Consider the following 15,382-nt stretch of genomic DNA (forward strand, 5'->3'; position numbering starts at 1 on the left):
TTTTGGCAAATTGTACTACTTTTGCGTAAAAAGCCTGCTTAAACCCTTACTTTTTACATGCCTTTACATGTTTTCGGCTTTTGTCACACCTGCGCAACCGGTCGCAACAATGCAGCAGTTGGCAGGACATGACTTGAGGGAAATTATTTCGCCCCGGATACTTTAGGCTGCTCATGGTAAATCAGCAATGGCTTAGCGCCACTGGTGACGGTGTTCTCATCCACGACAACTTTGGCAACATTTTGCTGGCTTGGCAAATCGTACATCACGTCCAGCAATACGTGCTCCAGGATCGAACGCAAGCCGCGTGCGCCGGTCTTGCGCGCCAATGCCTTGCGGGCGATCGCCTGCAGCGCTGCAGGGCGAATTTCCAGCTCGGCGCCTTCCATCTGCAGCAGCTTCGAGTATTGCTTGACCAGCGCGTTCTTCGGCGCAATCAGGATCTCGATCAGCGCTTCTTCATTCAACTCCGCCAACGTCGCGATCACCGGCAAACGGCCGACCAGTTCGGGAATCAGGCCGAAACGCGTCAAATCTTCCGGCTCGGCATCCAGCAATACTTCGCTGGAAGTGCGTTGGCTTTGGCTCTTCACATTTGCCGAAAAGCCAATACCGCTCTTTTCCGAACGCTCGGAAATGATCTTTGCCAGGCCATCAAACGCACCGCCGCAAATGAACAGGATATTGGTGGTATCGATCTGCACGAAATCCTGGTTCGGATGCTTGCGGCCACCTTGCGGCGGCACTGAAGCCATGGTGCCTTCAACCAGTTTCAGCAACGCCTGCTGTACGCCCTCGCCCGATACGTCGCGGGTGATGGATGGATTGTCCGATTTACGGGAAATCTTATCGATTTCATCGATATAAACGATGCCGCGCTGTGCTTTTTCGACTTCGTAGTTGCAGTTCTGCAGCAATTTCTGAATGATGTTTTCGACATCCTCACCCACATAACCGGCTTCGGTCAGGGTTGTAGCGTCGGCAATCACGAAAGGAACGTTCAGCATGCGTGCCAGCGTCTGCGCCAGCAGCGTCTTGCCGGAACCGGTTGGCCCGACCAGCAGAATATTGCTCTTTGCCAGCTCGACATCATCCTTCTTGCCGAGATGCTTGAGACGTTTGTAGTGGTTATAGACCGCTACCGACAAAATCCGCTTGGCCGGCTCTTGCCCAATCACGTACTGATCGAGCAGATCGCAAATTTCTTGCGGAATCGGCAACTCCGACTTTTGACCATCCAGCGTTTCAACGTTCGAGGCTTCATCGGTAATGATGTCATTGCACAGATCGATACATTCATCACAGATGAATACCGATGGCCCGGCGATCAGTTTTTTCACCTCATGCTGGCTCTTGCCGCAGAAGGAGCAGTAAAGCAGTTTTTCGCCGCTGGAAGATTTTTTATCAGACATAAAGGCAGAGTTTAAGTAAAGCTATATGGGGGGCATTGATTTTATATTACCCGCGAAACAGGAATTCGTCACGACAGGCACATGCAAAACACACTGTCCATGACTATACGACATCTGCAGGAAATAAGAGCGCAATCAGCATCGGCGCCGCCGCTCATCGATCGACATGCTGCCGGAAAAGCAAAACGCCCGTACCTGTGGGCCGGGCGTTTAGTCAGTACGCTGTCATCAAGCGCGTGTCGCCAGGACTTTATCAATCAGGCCGTATTCCACGGCTGCATCGGCAGACATGAAATTATCCCGATCGGTGTCCTTGCTGATCTGGTCAATGGTCCGCCCGGTCTTGTCGGCCAGGATAGCATTCAGACGCTCTCGCAGATACAGGATCTCGCGTGCCTGGATTTCGATATCCGATGCCTGACCTTGCGCGCCGCCCAAAGGCTGGTGAATCATGATGCGCGAGTTCGGCAACGAGAAACGCTTGCCCTTGGCGCCAGCGGCCAACAGGAAAGCACCCATCGAAGCAGCCATGCCGGTACACAAGGTGGAAACTTCCGGTTTGATGAACTGCATGGTATCGAAAATCGCCATGCCAGCTGACACCGAACCGCCAGGGGAATTGATATACAGGGAAATATCCTTGTCAGGATTTTCGCTTTCCAGGAACAGCAATTGCGCCACAACCAGGTTGGCGGTCTGGTCGTTGACCGGACCCACCAGGAAAATGATGCGCTCACGCAGCAAACGCGAGTAAATGTCGTAGGAACGTTCACCGCGACCGCTTTGCTCAATCACGATAGGCACCATGCCGAGCATGTCAGTATCCAGTGCCGAATTACGATTAAAGCCTGTCATATCTTTCCTTATGAAGAGCCCTCAAACTAGATCGGCCTGCCGGTCGCGCCTGACACTGCCAGACGCGACACCGAGACTAATTAAGCCTGTTGCCCGTTGTTGCTCATCAATTCATCGAATGCGACCGACTTTTCAGTCACTTTCGATTTGCCCAACACGTAGTTAACGACGTTTTCTTCCAAAACAAGAGCTTCGACCTCTGCCAGGCGGCGGCGATCGCTGAAATAGTATTTCAGGACTTGTTGTGGGTCTTCGTAGCTTTGGGCGAAGTCTTCAACTTGTGCCTTGACTTGTTCCGGCGTGGCTTGCAGCTTGTTTTCCTTGACCACTTCAGCCAGGATCAGGCCGAGGCGAACGCGACGCTCTGCCTGGGCTGTGAACAGCTCAGGTGGGAATGGCATGTCGTTGACCTTCATGCCGCGTTGCGCCATGTCTTGACGGGTCATTTCAACCAGACGCTCAACGTCTTGCTCGACCAATGCTTTCGGCACTTCCAGCTCGCTGACCTTGATCAGCGCATCCATCACGCTATCCTTGTTCTTGGCCTTGACGCGGGAACCGACTTCACGCTCCAGGTTGAGCTTGATGTCAGCGCGCATTTTGGTCAGGTCGCCATCTTCGATACCCAGCGACTTTGCAAATTCAGCGTCGACTTCCGGCAGATGCGCCCATTCCAGCTTCTTCAGCGTGATGGTGAACTCTGCAGTCTTGCCGGCCACGTCCTTGCCATGGTAATCAGCAGGGAAAGCCAGTTCGAATGTCTTCGATTCGCCGACCTTCAGGCCGATTGTGGCGTTTTCAAACTCAGGCAACATGCGGCCTTCGCCCAGCACGTACGCGTAGTCGTCAGCCTTGCCGCCCTGGAATTCAACGCCGTCGATCTTGCCGACGAAATCGACAGTCACGCGGTCGCCGTTCTTGGCAGTCAGATCGCTGCCGCCGTCGCCGTGCTCGCCTTGCTCGCCCTTGACGTGGTAGTGCACGCGTTGCTTGCGCAGGATGTCGATGGTCTTGTCGATTTCAGCGTCGCTGACTTCAGCTTTGGTCTTTTCGACTTCAACGCTGGTCAGATCGCCGATCTTGACTTCAGGGTAGATTTCGAAAGTCGCGTCGAACGCCAGGGTGCCTTCAGGCACGCCTTCGCTGTTCTTTGGCTCGATCTTCGGGTAACCGGCTACGCGCAGGTTGTTTTCGTTGGCAGCGCTGTTGAATGCATTGCCGACCTTGTCGTTCAGCACTTCGGTTTCGACCTGATAACCGTACTGTGCAGCGACCATCTTCATCGGCACTTTGCCTGGGCGGAAGCCAGGCGCTTTCGCTGTGCGAGCGCGAACCTTCAGGCGCTTCTCGACTTCGGTTTGCACTTCGCTGATAGCGATAGTGAGGGTAAGGCGGCGTTCAAGTTTATCCAGAGTTTCGACTGCAGTTGCCATGTGGATCGTCCAAAAATTAAAAATTCCGTGGTGCGACCAGGGTGAGCCGAGCCATTCAATCACCCCGGAGAACCGGGATTACTGGTGGTCGGAGCGGTGAAATGTTGTTATTTTCACCCTAACCCCGTCGCGCTAAAGTCCGATATTCTATACGTAAAAGAGCCCGTTGCGCCAAAACACGACGCTCACGCCCTATATTAAGCCACCTTATTTCAGCGGAATCGGGTTGCTGGCCGACACCGGCACGGCGGTAACGCTGTTTTGCGGGCTGCCATCGACCAATTTATCCGAATACGTCAGGTAAACCAGTGTATTACGCTTTGGGTCGACTAACCGCACAATGTGCAGGCGCTTGAACAGCACCGACATCCGTTCGGTGAAGACATCTTCCTGCAGCGGCAGCTTGCCGACGAACTGCAGGTTGGCGGCGACCTGGCGGCAGGCAATGGACGCTTCCGCACGGTCTTCGGCCAAGCCTACGGTGCCCTTGACGCCACCGGTGCGCGCCCGCGATACGTAACAGGTGACGCCCTGCACCTTGGGATCGTCATAAGCTTCGACCACCACCCGGTCGTTACGCCCGACCCAGCGAAATGCCGTGCTCACCTCGCCGACCTGCTCCGATGCCGCTTGCGCCGCATCTGTGGCAATTGCGGCAAAACCAAATAAGGCAGCCAACGCCAAGGACCTTGTACGCATGTTTATTCCGAGAAAGAAAAAGTTGCTTGATTGTATGCCGAAGAATCCCTTCGACATCTACGATTTCATCGCCTTGAAAAACTGCAGGCGTAAAAAAACCCTCAATACACAGCGTACGTGAGGGTTCTTTAATATTTCAGCAAGGCGGTAATCGTACCGACAGGCTGGTGCGACCGAGAGGACTCGAACCTCCACAAGATTGCTCTCGACAGGACCTAAACCTGTTGCGTCTACCAATTTCGCCACGGTCGCATTTGAAGCATCGACTGTCCAATCCAGCCAGGCAAGATTGAACAGCCCGCTATTCTACTGCAAGCTGTCAGATATGGCGAGAGGCCGCAGCGCTTTCATGCCATATTTTCACGCCAAATTTCTGACGAGAGGCCCGGCGCCCGTCATTGCGGCTTCTTGACGCGGAACCAGGCCGCATACAGCGCCGGCAGGAACAGCAAAGTCAGGCCGGTGGCAACGATCAGGCCGCCCATGATCGCCACCGCCATCGGCCCCCAGAACACTGAGCGCGACAACGGAATCATCGCCAGCACCGCCGCCGCTGCGGTCAGCATGATCGGCCGGCAGCGCCGCACCGCCGATTCGACGATTGCATTCCACGGCTCCGCACCGGCGGCAATATCGTGCTCGATCTGGTCGATCAAGATCACCGAGTTGCGGATGATCATGCCGAACAGCGCAATCACTCCGAGCTGAGCCACGAAGCCGAACGGCCGATGCAGGATCAACAGCGCCGCCGCCGCGCCGGCAATTCCCAACGGTCCGGTCAGGAAAACCAGCAGCGAACGTGAAAAGCTGTGCAATTGCAGCATCAATAAAGTGAAGATGATGAAAATCACCAGCGGCACATTGGCGGCGATCGAATCCTGCGCCTTGCCGGCATCGTGGGCCGCGCCGGCAATATCGATCACATAGCCCGGCGGCAGTTGCGCGCGGATCTTGTCGAGCTGCGGATTGATCTGGTCGGTCACGGTCGGCCCTTGCACGCCGTCGATCACATCCGCCTGCACCGTGATCGCCCAGTTGCGCCACTCGCGCCACACAACGCCCGGCTCCCACACCAGCTTGACGCTGGCGATTTGCGACAATGGCACCGATTTGCCGCTGGCGGTCGGCACGTTGGCCTGGTTCAGCGCATCGATGGTGACCCGCTCGTCAAGTGGCTGACGCACCAGGATATCGATCAGGCGATCATGTTCGCGGTACTGGCCGATGGTGGTGCCGGTCAACAAGGTATTGACGGTTTGCATCACGGTTTGCGAACCGATCCCGAGCGCCCGCAATTTATCCTGATCAGGATCGATCCGCAGCACCTTGACCGATTCGTTCCAGTTGTCGTTGAGCCCGGTGATGTTCGGATTGGCGTTCATCACCGCCTTGACCTGGTCGGCAATCCCTCGCACTTTGGCGGCATCGGTGCCGCTGACGCGGAATTGCACCGCATATGGCACCGGCGGCCCGCTTGGCAGCAACTTGACACGGCCACGCACCTCGGGGAAACCATGTTTGAAAGCATCCGTGATCTTCAAGCGCAGCGCATCGCGATCGGCCAGGCTCTTGGTCAACAGCACCACCTGCGCGACATTGGTCTGCGGCATGATCTGATCCAGCGGCAAGTAGAAACGCGGACTGCCGGTGCCGACATAAGTAGTCATGCTCTCGACTCCCGGCTCGCCATGTATATACGCTTCGAATTTCTTGGCCTGGGCTTCGGTGGCGACAAATGAAGAACCTTCCGGCAGCCACAACTCGATCATCAATTCCGGCCGGCTGGAATCGGGGAAGAACTGCTCTTCGATAAACTTGAAACCGAATACGCCCAACGCAAACACCAGCAGGGTCACGCCGATGGTGGTCTTGCGCCACTCGACGCACCAGTTGACCGCGCGCCGCACCCTTGTATAGAACGGTGTATCGAACAGCTCATGATGTCCGTCAGCGCCAGCGGCCGGCTTGACTTTCAATAACAGGAAACCGATATACGGCGTGAACACCACCGCCACCAGCCAGGAAATCAGCAGCGCCAGCGCATTCACCGAAAACATCGAAAAGGTGTACTCGCCGGCAGCCGACTTGGCCAGGCCGATCGGCAGGAAGCCGGCGGCGGTGATCAACGTACCGGTCAGCATCGGCATCGCCGTTGAGGTGTAGGCGAAGGTCGCCGCTTCCAGCCGCGACAAGCCCTCTTCCATCTTGCGCACCATCATTTCAACCGCGATGATGGCGTCATCGACCAGCAGGCCCAGCGCAATGATCAACGCACCGAGCGAAATCTTGTGCAGGTCGATGCTGAAGATATACATGAACAGAAAGGTGATCGCCAGCACCAGCGGAATCGTCAGCGCCACCACCAGCCCGGGCCGCACGTCAATGCGGAACGGCTTGGTATGGAAGCCGAGTGACAGGAAACTCACCGCCAGCACGATCAGCACCGCTTCCATCAATGTCTTGAGGAATTCGTCGACCGATTCGGCGACAATCTTCGGCTGGTTGGAAACGCGCTCCAGGTTGATCCCGACCGGCAGCTTGGCCTTGATCTCGGCAGTCATCTTCTCCATATTGCGTCCAAGCGCAATGATATCGCCGCCCTTTTCCATGGAGACGCCAAGGCCAATCACTTCCTTGCCGTTGAAGCGCATTTTGCTTTGCGGCGGATCCTGATATTCGCGCTTGATGACGGCAAAGTCACCCAATCGGAACGTGGTGTTATTGGCTCGCAATTGCAGGTTTTCCAGATCCTTCGGCGAACCCAGCGCGCCGCTCACGCGAATTTGCAGGTTGTCGGTCGGGGTAACCAGCACACCGGTCGATTGCAGCGCATTTTGCGCCGTCAACTGGTTGACGATGTCCTGCACCGTGATGCCAAGCTGCGAAAATTTCTTTTGCGAAAACTCGATGAAAATCTTTTCATCTTGCACGCCGAACAGGTCCACCTTGGCCACCGAAGGCAAGGTTAGCAGTTGCTGGCGCACGAAATCGGCATAATCCTTGACGTCGGCATAATTGAAGCCGTCGCCGGACACGGCAAAGATCGAGCCGTAGGTTTCGCCGAATTCGTCGTTGAAGAACGGTCCCAATACACCTTGCGGCAAGGTCAGTTTGATATCGTTGATTTTTTTACGAACCTGGTACCAGGCCTCAGCGGTTTCCTTTGGCGGCGCAGATTCCTGCAATGTCAGGATAATCAGGGTTTCGCCCGGCTTGGAATAACTGCGAATGGTATCGATATGCGGTGTTTCCTGGAGCTTCTTTTCCAGCTTGTCAGTGACCTGATCGGCCATCTGCAACGCGGTGGCGCCCGGCCATTGCGCCGTCACCACCATCGCACGAAACGTAAACGGTGGATCCTCGTCCTGGCCGAGGCGACCGTAGCTCATGATGCCACCGATGACCAGCACCACCATCAGATAACGCGTCAGGGGGATGTGTTCCAGCGCCCAGCGCGACAGATTGAATCCTCTCTTCTTGCCGTCGCTCATTGGGCTGCTCCGCTCGCTGCGGAGGAAGCCGGCGCGGCGCTTGATGCTACCGGAGACGGGGCTGGTGTACTGCCGGCCGGCGCAGCGCTTTCGGGCGCATTGAGAATACTGACCTTCTGGCCTTGCTTGAGCTGATTGACGCCGGCGGTAACGACCTGCTGGCCACCGCTCAAGGCGCCCTGGATCAACACATCATTGCCCTGCTGCCCGACCACCCGCACCGGCACCTGGCGCACCGCGCCGTGCTCGACCACCCAGACCGCGCTGTGATCCTGCACCCGCAACAACGCCGTCAGCGGCACCTTGATCGCGTCGTCGCTGGTCTTGCTGGCGAAGGCAGCGTAGGCTGTCATGCCCAATTTGACGTTTGGCGTGTCATCCGGAATCGCAATCTTGAATGCATAGGTACGCGTTGCAGGATCGGCGATCGGCGACACTTCGCGCACGGTGCCGTGGATGACCTGCTTCGGATCGGCCCACAAGCGGACCAGCACATCGCCGCTACGCCGCAACTTGTCGACTTGGTTCTCGGGCACGCCGACCACGATTTCCTTGGCGCCCTGGCGCGCGACATTGACTACCGGCGTACCGGCCGCCACCACTTGCCCGGCCTCGGCACTGATGGCGGTAACAACGCCGTCAACATCGGACTCCAGGGTGGCATAGGCAGTCTGGTTCAACTGTCCCTTTAACGCAGCCTGGGCCTGGTCATAGGTCGCCTGCGCCGCCTTGAACGCCGTGTCCTTTGAATCCAGCACCGCCTGGCTGACGAAATTCTTGTCGCGTAATTCCTGATAACGCTTCAAATCGGCCTTGGCCATGTCGCGGCTGCTGGTCGCCGAACTCAACGCCGCCACCGCCTGCGCCTGCGCCAGTTGCAGATCCTTCGGATCGAGGCGCATCAAGACCTGGCCGCGCTTGACGACCGTGCCCACATCCACCTGGCGGGCGATGATCTTGCCGCCCACCCGGAAGCCGAGCTGCGACTCATAGCGCGCCTGGACCGCACCGGGAAATTCGGAGATCACGTCGGCATTGGCCGGGCTCAGCACCATAATCCTGACGGGGCGAATATCCTCAGCCTTTTCCACCTTTTTGGAACAAGCCGCCAGCAACAATAAAGAACACATCAACAATATGCGCGGGAGGAGTTGAATGCGCGGCTGGATGCGCGCAGCCCCTCGGGAAGATGCAACCTGACGCTGATTTATCTGGGTCAACACGGTTTTTCCTTTACTATTCGGAGCTGTCGTTCGTTTGCGAATTGTCATGGGCCGCTGCGGCTTTTTGTTATCGAGGCAGCAAGGCCGAGCCTGGTGGAGCGTTTACTTATCTTATTGCGCCAAAAATTAATAACTCTTAAGTCAGTAATTATAATTGCGCGAGATCAAGTTTGACCAAGGCTTTTTTTACATGGGCAAAACTGACACAAAACAATGCCATATACACAACCATCCGCACCCTGCGCCTGACCAGATGCCCTAATGTCCAACAACCATTACGAAAACTTCCCAGTCGCGTCGATCCTACTCCCGGCCCGCCTGCGCCCCGCAGTGCAAGCGATTTATGCCTTCGCCCGTACCGCCGACGACATTGCCGACGAAGGCGATGCCAGCACTGAACAGCGCTTGCGGGCGCTAAACGGCTTCGAAACCGCGCTGGACCGGATCGAACAAAAGCTGCCGGCAGAAGATCCCTTGTTCCAGGCACTACAACAAACCATCGTCGCATACGATTTGCCGCTGACGCCGTTTCGCGACCTACTGTCCGCCTTCAAGCAAGATGTCGTGACAACCCGCTACGGTCAGTTCACCGAACTGCTGGATTATTGCCGGCGCTCGGCCAATCCGGTGGGATTCCTGATGTTGCATCTATATGGCGAGGCGACTGAACAGAACCTGCGGGATTCGGACGCCATCTGCTCGGCATTACAGCTGATTAATTTTTGGCAAGACGTCGCCATCGACTGGCAAAAAGCCAGGATCTACCTGCCGCTGGAAGACCTGCAACGCTTCGGCGTATCGCAAGCGCAGATCGCCAACGGCACCATAGACCATGCCTGGCGCCAGCTGATGCAGTTCGAACTGCAGCGCGCGCGCAGCATGATGACCGGCGCCGCGCCGCTGGCCCTGCGCTTGCCGGGGCGGATCGGCTGGGAATTGCGGCTGGTAGTGCTGGGCGGCTTGCGCATCCTGGAAAAACTCGAAGCGGTCGACTACGACATGTTCCGTCATCGGCCCAAGCTCGGGAAAATGGATTGGTTGCTGTTGGGCTGGCGCGCGCTGCGCATGAAATGAGCGGTCCGGCAAATCTGCAATTCCCGATGCATCACCAAATACAGTATAAAAACGCGAATAAATCCGGATACTTCGACGAGCAGGCGGCATTTCTTACGTATACTTCGGGCAAGTTGTTTTTTCAGGCATCCTGACCGCTCACGCCGCATGATTGCCGCGTAGTGTTATCGCGTACTGTTACCATTTTCATATCCATGTCTCCAGACGACTACTGCCAACAAAAAGCCGCCCAGAGCGGTTCCAGTTTTTACTACAGCTTCCTGTTCCTGCCGGTCGAGCGCCGGCGCGCCATCACTGCGCTGTATGCGTTCTGCCGCGAAGTCGACGATACCGTCGACGATTGCACCGATGAAAGCGTGGCGCGCACCAAGCTGATGTGGTGGCGCAAGGAAATCGCCGCGATGCTGGCCGGTAACCCGACTCACCCGGTAACCCAGGCGCTGCAACCGCACCTGCTGACCTACGGGCTGGACGGCAAGCATCTGCAAGCCATCATCGACGGCATGGAAATGGACCTGAACCAGACCCGTTACCTCGACTATCCAGGCCTGAAACAATATTGCTGGCATGTCGCCGGCGTGGTCGGCATCCTGTCGGCCAGCATCTTCGGCGTGACGCAGCCGCAGACCTTGCAGTTCGCAGAAAAGCTCGGCCTCGCGTTCCAGCTGACCAACATCATCCGCGATGTCGGCGAGGATGGCCGCAAGGGCCGCATCTACCTGCCGGTCAACGAACTGCAGCAATTCGGCGTCACCGCAGCCGACATCCTGAATGCGCGCTACAGCGAGAATTTCGTCAACCTGATGCGCTTCCAGGTGGCGCGCGCGCAACAAGCCTACGACGAAGCCTTTGCCTTGCTGCCGAAACAGGATCGCCGCGCGCAGCGCCCGGGCCTGATGATGGCGGCAATCTATCGCGCCCTGCTGAGCGAGATCGAACGCGATGGCTTCCATGTGCTGAACCAGCGCATCTCGCTGACGCCTATCCGCAAATTGTGGTTGGCGTGGAAGACTTATGTGCGCGGCTGATCGTCTTTTGCTGACCTCGGGCGCAGCGCTGTAATGGCTAGCAACGCGAAACAAGTCGCCGTGATCGGCGCCGGCTGGGCCGGCTGCACCGCCGCGGTCGAACTGACTGCGGCCGGCCACCAGGTGACCTTGTTCGAAGCCAGCCGCCAGCTTGGCGGACGGGCGCGCCGGGTCGACATCAATGAACTTTCCCTGGACAACGGCCAGCACATCCTGCTCGGCGCCTACAAAAACAGCCTGAGCATGATGCGCAAGGTCGGCATCGATCCGGCCACAGCGATGCTGCGCCTGCCTTTGCAGATGTGCTACCCGCCCGAGAGCGGCGGCATGACCTTTGTCGCGCCGCGCCTGCCGGCGCCCTTGCACCTGCTGCTGGCGCTGTGGCGCGCGCATGGATTGGATCGCGAAGCCAAACTGGCGCTGGCGCGTTTTTCATCGGCGGCGCGTTGGATGGGCTGGCAGTTGCACGACGACTGCAGCGTCAGCACGCTGCTGGAACGCTTCGACCAGACCGACCGCTTGATCCAGCTGATGTGGCGCCCCCTGTGCATCGCTGCGCTCAATACCCGCCCCGAACAGGCTTCGGCACAAGTCTTCCTGGCGGTGCTGCGCGACAGCCTCGGCGCCAAACGCAGCGCATCGGACATGTTGCTGCCGCGGGTCGACTTGAGCAGCCTATATCCGCAACAGGCCGCGGCATTCATTGAAGAGCGCGGCGGCAATCTGGAATCCGGCTGCAACATCCGGCAATTGCGACGCCATGGCGCGCAATGGCAACTCGACAGCAACGACGCCAGCCTCGACTTCGACGCTGTTGTGATCGCCACACCGCCCGAGACCGCCGCTGGCCTGCTGGACGGCATCGCCGATGCGACACTGATCGCGCAGCTGCGCAATTTTGAATACGAACCGATTACCACCTGCTACCTGCAATATCCGGCCGACATGCGATTACCGCGCCCGTTCTTCGCACTGATCGATACGCCATCGACGGCGGAGTCGAGCAGCGTGCCGGCCTGGGGTCAGTTCGTATTCGATCGCGGCCAGCTCGACCCGGCCCAGGCCGGCTTGCTGGCGGTCGTGATCAGCGCGTCGTCGGATGCCATCCAGGCCGGCCACGAAGCGCTGGCGCAAGCTGTCGCCGCGCAACTTGCCACTGCCTTCAAGCAGCCCGAATTGGCATCGCCAAACTGGACTCGCGTGATTTCGGAAAAGCGCGCCACCTTCGCCTGCACCCCTGCTCTTGCACGTCCAGCCAACGACAGCGGCCTGGAAAGATTGCTGCTGGCCGGCGACTACACCGCGAGCGATTATCCGGCAACGCTGGAATCGGCCGTGCGCAGCGGCAAGCTGGCGGCGCAGGAACTGATCAAGCAATTACGCTAATTGCTTGAAAATGCTTCATGCCAGACATCAATTGATTTCCACTGCGCCTGCTTTCTTTTCATCTAATATAGCGGCTTGATGTATCTGACAAAAACTAGCGGAGAGCCCTATGTCTGTAATTACCTGCGTGGAAGACCTGCGCGTACTGGCCAAGAAACGCGTGCCAAAAGCCTTCTACGACTACGCCGACAGCGGCTCCTACACAGAATCCACCTACCGCGCCAATAGCGACGACCTGGCCGCGCTGAAATTGCGGCAACGGGTCGCCATCAATGTCGACCAGCGCTCAACCCGCAGTACCATGATCGGCCAGGATGTGGCGATGCCCGTGGCGATTGCGCCAACCGGGCTGACCGGCATGCAATGGGCCAACGGCGAAATGCTGGGCGCCATCGCCGCCGAGAAATTCGGGATTCCATTTACCTTGTCGACCATGAGCATCTGTTCGATTGAAGACGTCGCCAGCGTCACCACCAAGCCATTCTGGTTTCAGCTGTACGTGATGCGCGACCGCGGCTTCATCAAATCGCTGATTGAACGCGCCAAGGCTGCCAAGTGCTCGGCGCTGGTGTTGACGCTGGATCTGCAAATCCTCGGGCAACGCCACAAGGACCTGAAGAACGGCATGTCGGTGCCGCCGAAGATGACGCTGGCCAACCTGATCGACCTCGCCTCCAAACCCGGTTGGGCCTTGCGGGCGTTAGGCGGCCGCAAATCGTTCGGCAATTTGGCGGGCCACGTCAAGGGCGCCGACGGCATCATGACCTTGAGCAAATGGACTGCCAGCCAGTTTGACCCGACCTTGTGCTGGGACGATATCGCCTGGATCAAGGAACAATGGGGTGGCAAGCTGATCCTGAAAGGCATCCTGGATGTCGAAGACGCCAAGATCGCTGCTACCACCGGTGCCGACGCCATCGTCGTCAGCAACCACGGTGGCCGTCAGCTGGATGGTGCGGTGTCGTCGATCTCGGCGCTGCCGGCGATTGTCGATGCGGTCGGCGACCAGATCGAAGTCTGGTTCGATGGCGGTATCCGCAGCGGCCAGGATGTATTGAAGGCGGTCGCACTGGGCGCCAAAGGCACCATGATCGGCCGCGCCTTCCTGTACAGCCTGGGGGCGATGGGTGAAGCCGGTGTCACCAGGATGCTGCAGATACTGCAGCAGGAACTGGATGTCAGCATGGCGCTAACTGGCAACAAGGATATCAAGGATGTCGGACCGCACATCCTCACCAAACTCTAACGTTACAGCTTGCCGGCCTGCTTGAGGCGGCTGGTCAAGCCGTCGGCGATGTCGTTGTGATCGAACTTCCGCGCCAGGTCAATGGCGCTCATGCCGACATCGTTCTTCAAGGTCACATCGGCGCCGCTGTCGAGCAGCAGCTTGACAGTCATGATCTTGCCGGCGCGCGCCGCCATCATGATCGGCGTGGTGTTGTTGGGCGAACCGGCATCGATGTAGGCCGAAGCGTCCAGCAGCATCTGCACGATTTCATCGTTGCCGATCGCGGCCGCATAATGCAGTGCAGTCCAGCCGGTAGTGTTCGGCTCGGCTTCCTTGTCCAGCAAAGCCTTGACCGCCGCGACCTTGCCCTTGTACGAAGCAATCATCAAGGCCGTGTCGCCATTGCGCGCGCGCAGATTGAGATCGATGCCGCGCGCATTGATCAGCACGTCAAAAACCTTCATTGAATCTTCCTGCAACGCCACCATCAACCCGGTTTCACCGCGCTGCTTGTCGACCAGGTTGGGATTGACGCCCTTGGCCAGCAAACTCTTCATGCCGCGCTCATCATCCAGCTTGATTGCTTTGAAAAAGGCATCGGAGCCATTGTCTGCGTGCCCCAGGGATGGCAGGCACGCCAGCGCCAACAGCAACATCAGTGAAAATAACGCCGCGGAGCGCGAACGACTTTGCAGGTTAAGCATGCGTCTGATCCTTTGCCAGTTTGAACAAGTTGAAAAAATTATCGGTGGTCTGTTGCGCCACTTCTGAGGCTGGTACGCCCTTCAAATTCGCCAGAAATTCGCCGACATGCATAACCCAAGCCGGCTCGTTCATCTTGCCGCGATGCGGCACCGGCGCCAGATAAGGTGAATCGGTTTCGATCAGCGTGCTGCTGAGCGGCACCGCCAGCGCCACCGCCTGCAATTCCTTGGCGCTCTTGAACGTCACGATCCCGGAAAACGAAATATAAAAACCCATTGCGATGGCGGCTTCAGCCACTGCCAGCGATTCGGTGAAGCAATGCATCACGCCGCCGGCGCCGCCGGCATCGGTGCCAGCGCCCTCTTCCTGCATGATGCGAATGGTGTCTTCGGACGCCGCGCGGGTATGGATGATCAACGGCTTGCCGGTGGCGCGCGAGGCGCGGATGTGGCGGCGGAAGCGTTCACGCTGCCATTCCAGGTCGCCCTGCAGGCGATAGTAGTCAAGGCCGGTTTCGCCGATCGCAATGATTTTGGGATGATCGGACAGGCGAATCAGGTCGTCGACGCTGGGTTCGGGCGTGTCTTCATAATCGGGATGCACGCCGACCGACGCATAAATGTGCGGATAGGTCTCGGCCAGTTGCAGCACTTGCGGAAAATCGGGCAGATCGACCGATACGCACAGTGCATGCGTGACCTGGTTTTGCGCCATCTTGGCGAGAACTTCCGGCATCCTGGCGGACAGTTCCGGAAAATTGATATGGCAGTGGGAATCGATATACATAGACCGGATTATATCGCTTGCGGCCGCCATCGATACAGTACATAGGGTTGGCACGCTTTTGC

Annotated in this window: 12 protein-coding genes and 1 tRNA gene; 4 read left to right on the forward strand and 9 right to left on the reverse strand. The window is 57.8% G+C overall.

The annotated features are described in order from the left end of the window. Positions 1-143: 143 nt before the first annotated feature. From clpX to ACIPF8_RS13100, 7 genes are all read right to left on the reverse strand, one after another. Positions 144-1,412 carry an ATP-dependent Clp protease ATP-binding subunit ClpX gene (clpX, locus tag ACIPF8_RS13070; protein ID WP_061533173.1) on the reverse strand — a complete coding sequence of 423 codons (1,269 nt, stop codon included), beginning with the start codon at positions 1,410-1,412 and terminating at the stop codon, positions 144-146. 228 nt (positions 1,413-1,640) lie between these two features. Continuing rightward, the gene (gene clpP / locus ACIPF8_RS13075; RefSeq protein WP_400421550.1) at positions 1,641-2,267 is read right to left on the reverse strand and encodes an ATP-dependent Clp endopeptidase proteolytic subunit ClpP; all 627 of its coding nucleotides are present in this window, start codon (positions 2,265-2,267) and stop codon (positions 1,641-1,643) included. Positions 2,268-2,347: 80 nt separating this feature from the next. Next, positions 2,348-3,700 carry a trigger factor gene (gene tig / locus ACIPF8_RS13080; protein ID WP_400421552.1) on the reverse strand — a complete coding sequence of 451 codons (1,353 nt, stop codon included), beginning with the start codon at positions 3,698-3,700 and terminating at the stop codon, positions 2,348-2,350. A gap of 207 nt (positions 3,701-3,907) precedes the next feature. Beyond that, entirely contained in the window at positions 3,908-4,399 is a 492-nt protein-coding gene (locus ACIPF8_RS13085; protein ID WP_400421554.1) for a CreA family protein, read from the reverse strand. Positions 4,400-4,564: 165 nt separating this feature from the next. Further along, positions 4,565-4,651 (reverse strand) — tRNA-Leu (locus ACIPF8_RS13090). A gap of 143 nt (positions 4,652-4,794) precedes the next feature. Then, positions 4,795-7,890 carry an efflux RND transporter permease subunit gene (locus ACIPF8_RS13095; RefSeq protein WP_400421556.1) on the reverse strand — a complete coding sequence of 1,032 codons (3,096 nt, stop codon included), beginning with the start codon at positions 7,888-7,890 and terminating at the stop codon, positions 4,795-4,797. After that, positions 7,887-9,020, reverse strand: a complete 1,134-nt coding sequence (locus tag ACIPF8_RS13100; RefSeq protein ID WP_400421558.1) for an efflux RND transporter periplasmic adaptor subunit — start codon at positions 9,018-9,020, stop codon at positions 7,887-7,889. The genes ACIPF8_RS13095 and ACIPF8_RS13100 overlap by 4 nt, the downstream gene beginning before the upstream one ends. 354 nt (positions 9,021-9,374) lie before the next feature. Here ACIPF8_RS13100 and hpnC point away from each other — a divergent pair, with 354 nt between their 5' ends. The 4 genes from hpnC (at position 9,375) to ACIPF8_RS13120 (ending at position 13,847) form a co-directional block, all read left to right on the forward strand. Further along, a complete protein-coding gene (hpnC, locus tag ACIPF8_RS13105) occupies positions 9,375-10,187 on the forward strand; it encodes a squalene synthase HpnC (RefSeq protein WP_400421560.1) in 813 nt (270 codons plus the stop codon). Positions 10,188-10,381: 194 nt separating this feature from the next. Further along, entirely contained in the window at positions 10,382-11,215 is an 834-nt protein-coding gene (hpnD, locus tag ACIPF8_RS13110) for a presqualene diphosphate synthase HpnD (protein ID WP_400421562.1), read from the forward strand. A gap of 33 nt (positions 11,216-11,248) precedes the next feature. Continuing rightward, the gene (gene hpnE / locus ACIPF8_RS13115) at positions 11,249-12,601 is read left to right on the forward strand and encodes a hydroxysqualene dehydroxylase HpnE (RefSeq protein WP_400421564.1); all 1,353 of its coding nucleotides are present in this window, start codon (positions 11,249-11,251) and stop codon (positions 12,599-12,601) included. Between the two features lie 109 nt (positions 12,602-12,710). Further along, the gene (locus ACIPF8_RS13120) at positions 12,711-13,847 is read left to right on the forward strand and encodes an L-lactate dehydrogenase (RefSeq protein WP_400421566.1); all 1,137 of its coding nucleotides are present in this window, start codon (positions 12,711-12,713) and stop codon (positions 13,845-13,847) included. A 2-nt stretch (positions 13,848-13,849) separates the two neighbouring features. On the opposite strand, the gene ACIPF8_RS13125 is transcribed toward ACIPF8_RS13120, so the two are convergent. Continuing rightward, positions 13,850-14,533 carry an ankyrin repeat domain-containing protein gene (locus ACIPF8_RS13125; protein ID WP_400421568.1) on the reverse strand — a complete coding sequence of 228 codons (684 nt, stop codon included), beginning with the start codon at positions 14,531-14,533 and terminating at the stop codon, positions 13,850-13,852. Beyond that, positions 14,526-15,320: a TatD family hydrolase gene (locus tag ACIPF8_RS13130; protein WP_061533165.1), complete on the reverse strand. Its 795-nt coding sequence runs from the start codon at positions 15,318-15,320 to the stop codon at positions 14,526-14,528. Before ACIPF8_RS13130 ends, ACIPF8_RS13125 begins: the two co-directional genes overlap by 8 nt. Positions 15,321-15,382: the final 62 nt, after the last annotated feature.

The sequence above is a fragment of the Collimonas sp. NPDC087041 genome, from assembly GCF_044745265.1.
GTDB lineage: Bacteria > Pseudomonadota > Gammaproteobacteria > Burkholderiales > Burkholderiaceae_D > Collimonas.

Excerpts from the sequence above, each read along its gene's own strand:
- clpX (WP_061533173.1), bottom strand. The coding sequence starts at position 1,412 with ATGTCTGATAAAAAATCTTCCAGCGGCGAAAAACTGCTTTACTGCTCC.
- clpP (WP_400421550.1), bottom strand. The coding sequence starts at position 2,267 with ATGACAGGCTTTAATCGTAATTCGGCACTGGATACTGACATGCTCGGC.
- tig (WP_400421552.1), bottom strand. The coding sequence starts at position 3,700 with ATGGCAACTGCAGTCGAAACTCTGGATAAACTTGAACGCCGCCTTACC.
- ACIPF8_RS13085 (WP_400421554.1), bottom strand. The coding sequence starts at position 4,399 with ATGCGTACAAGGTCCTTGGCGTTGGCTGCCTTATTTGGTTTTGCCGCA.
- ACIPF8_RS13095 (WP_400421556.1), bottom strand. The coding sequence starts at position 7,890 with ATGAGCGACGGCAAGAAGAGAGGATTCAATCTGTCGCGCTGGGCGCTG.
- ACIPF8_RS13100 (WP_400421558.1), bottom strand. The coding sequence starts at position 9,020 with ATGTGTTCTTTATTGTTGCTGGCGGCTTGTTCCAAAAAGGTGGAAAAG.
- hpnC (WP_400421560.1), top strand. The coding sequence starts at position 9,375 with ATGTCCAACAACCATTACGAAAACTTCCCAGTCGCGTCGATCCTACTC.
- hpnD (WP_400421562.1), top strand. The coding sequence starts at position 10,382 with ATGTCTCCAGACGACTACTGCCAACAAAAAGCCGCCCAGAGCGGTTCC.
- hpnE (WP_400421564.1), top strand. The coding sequence starts at position 11,249 with ATGGCTAGCAACGCGAAACAAGTCGCCGTGATCGGCGCCGGCTGGGCC.
- ACIPF8_RS13120 (WP_400421566.1), top strand. The coding sequence starts at position 12,711 with ATGTCTGTAATTACCTGCGTGGAAGACCTGCGCGTACTGGCCAAGAAA.
- ACIPF8_RS13125 (WP_400421568.1), bottom strand. The coding sequence starts at position 14,533 with ATGCTTAACCTGCAAAGTCGTTCGCGCTCCGCGGCGTTATTTTCACTG.
- ACIPF8_RS13130 (WP_061533165.1), bottom strand. The coding sequence starts at position 15,320 with ATGTATATCGATTCCCACTGCCATATCAATTTTCCGGAACTGTCCGCC.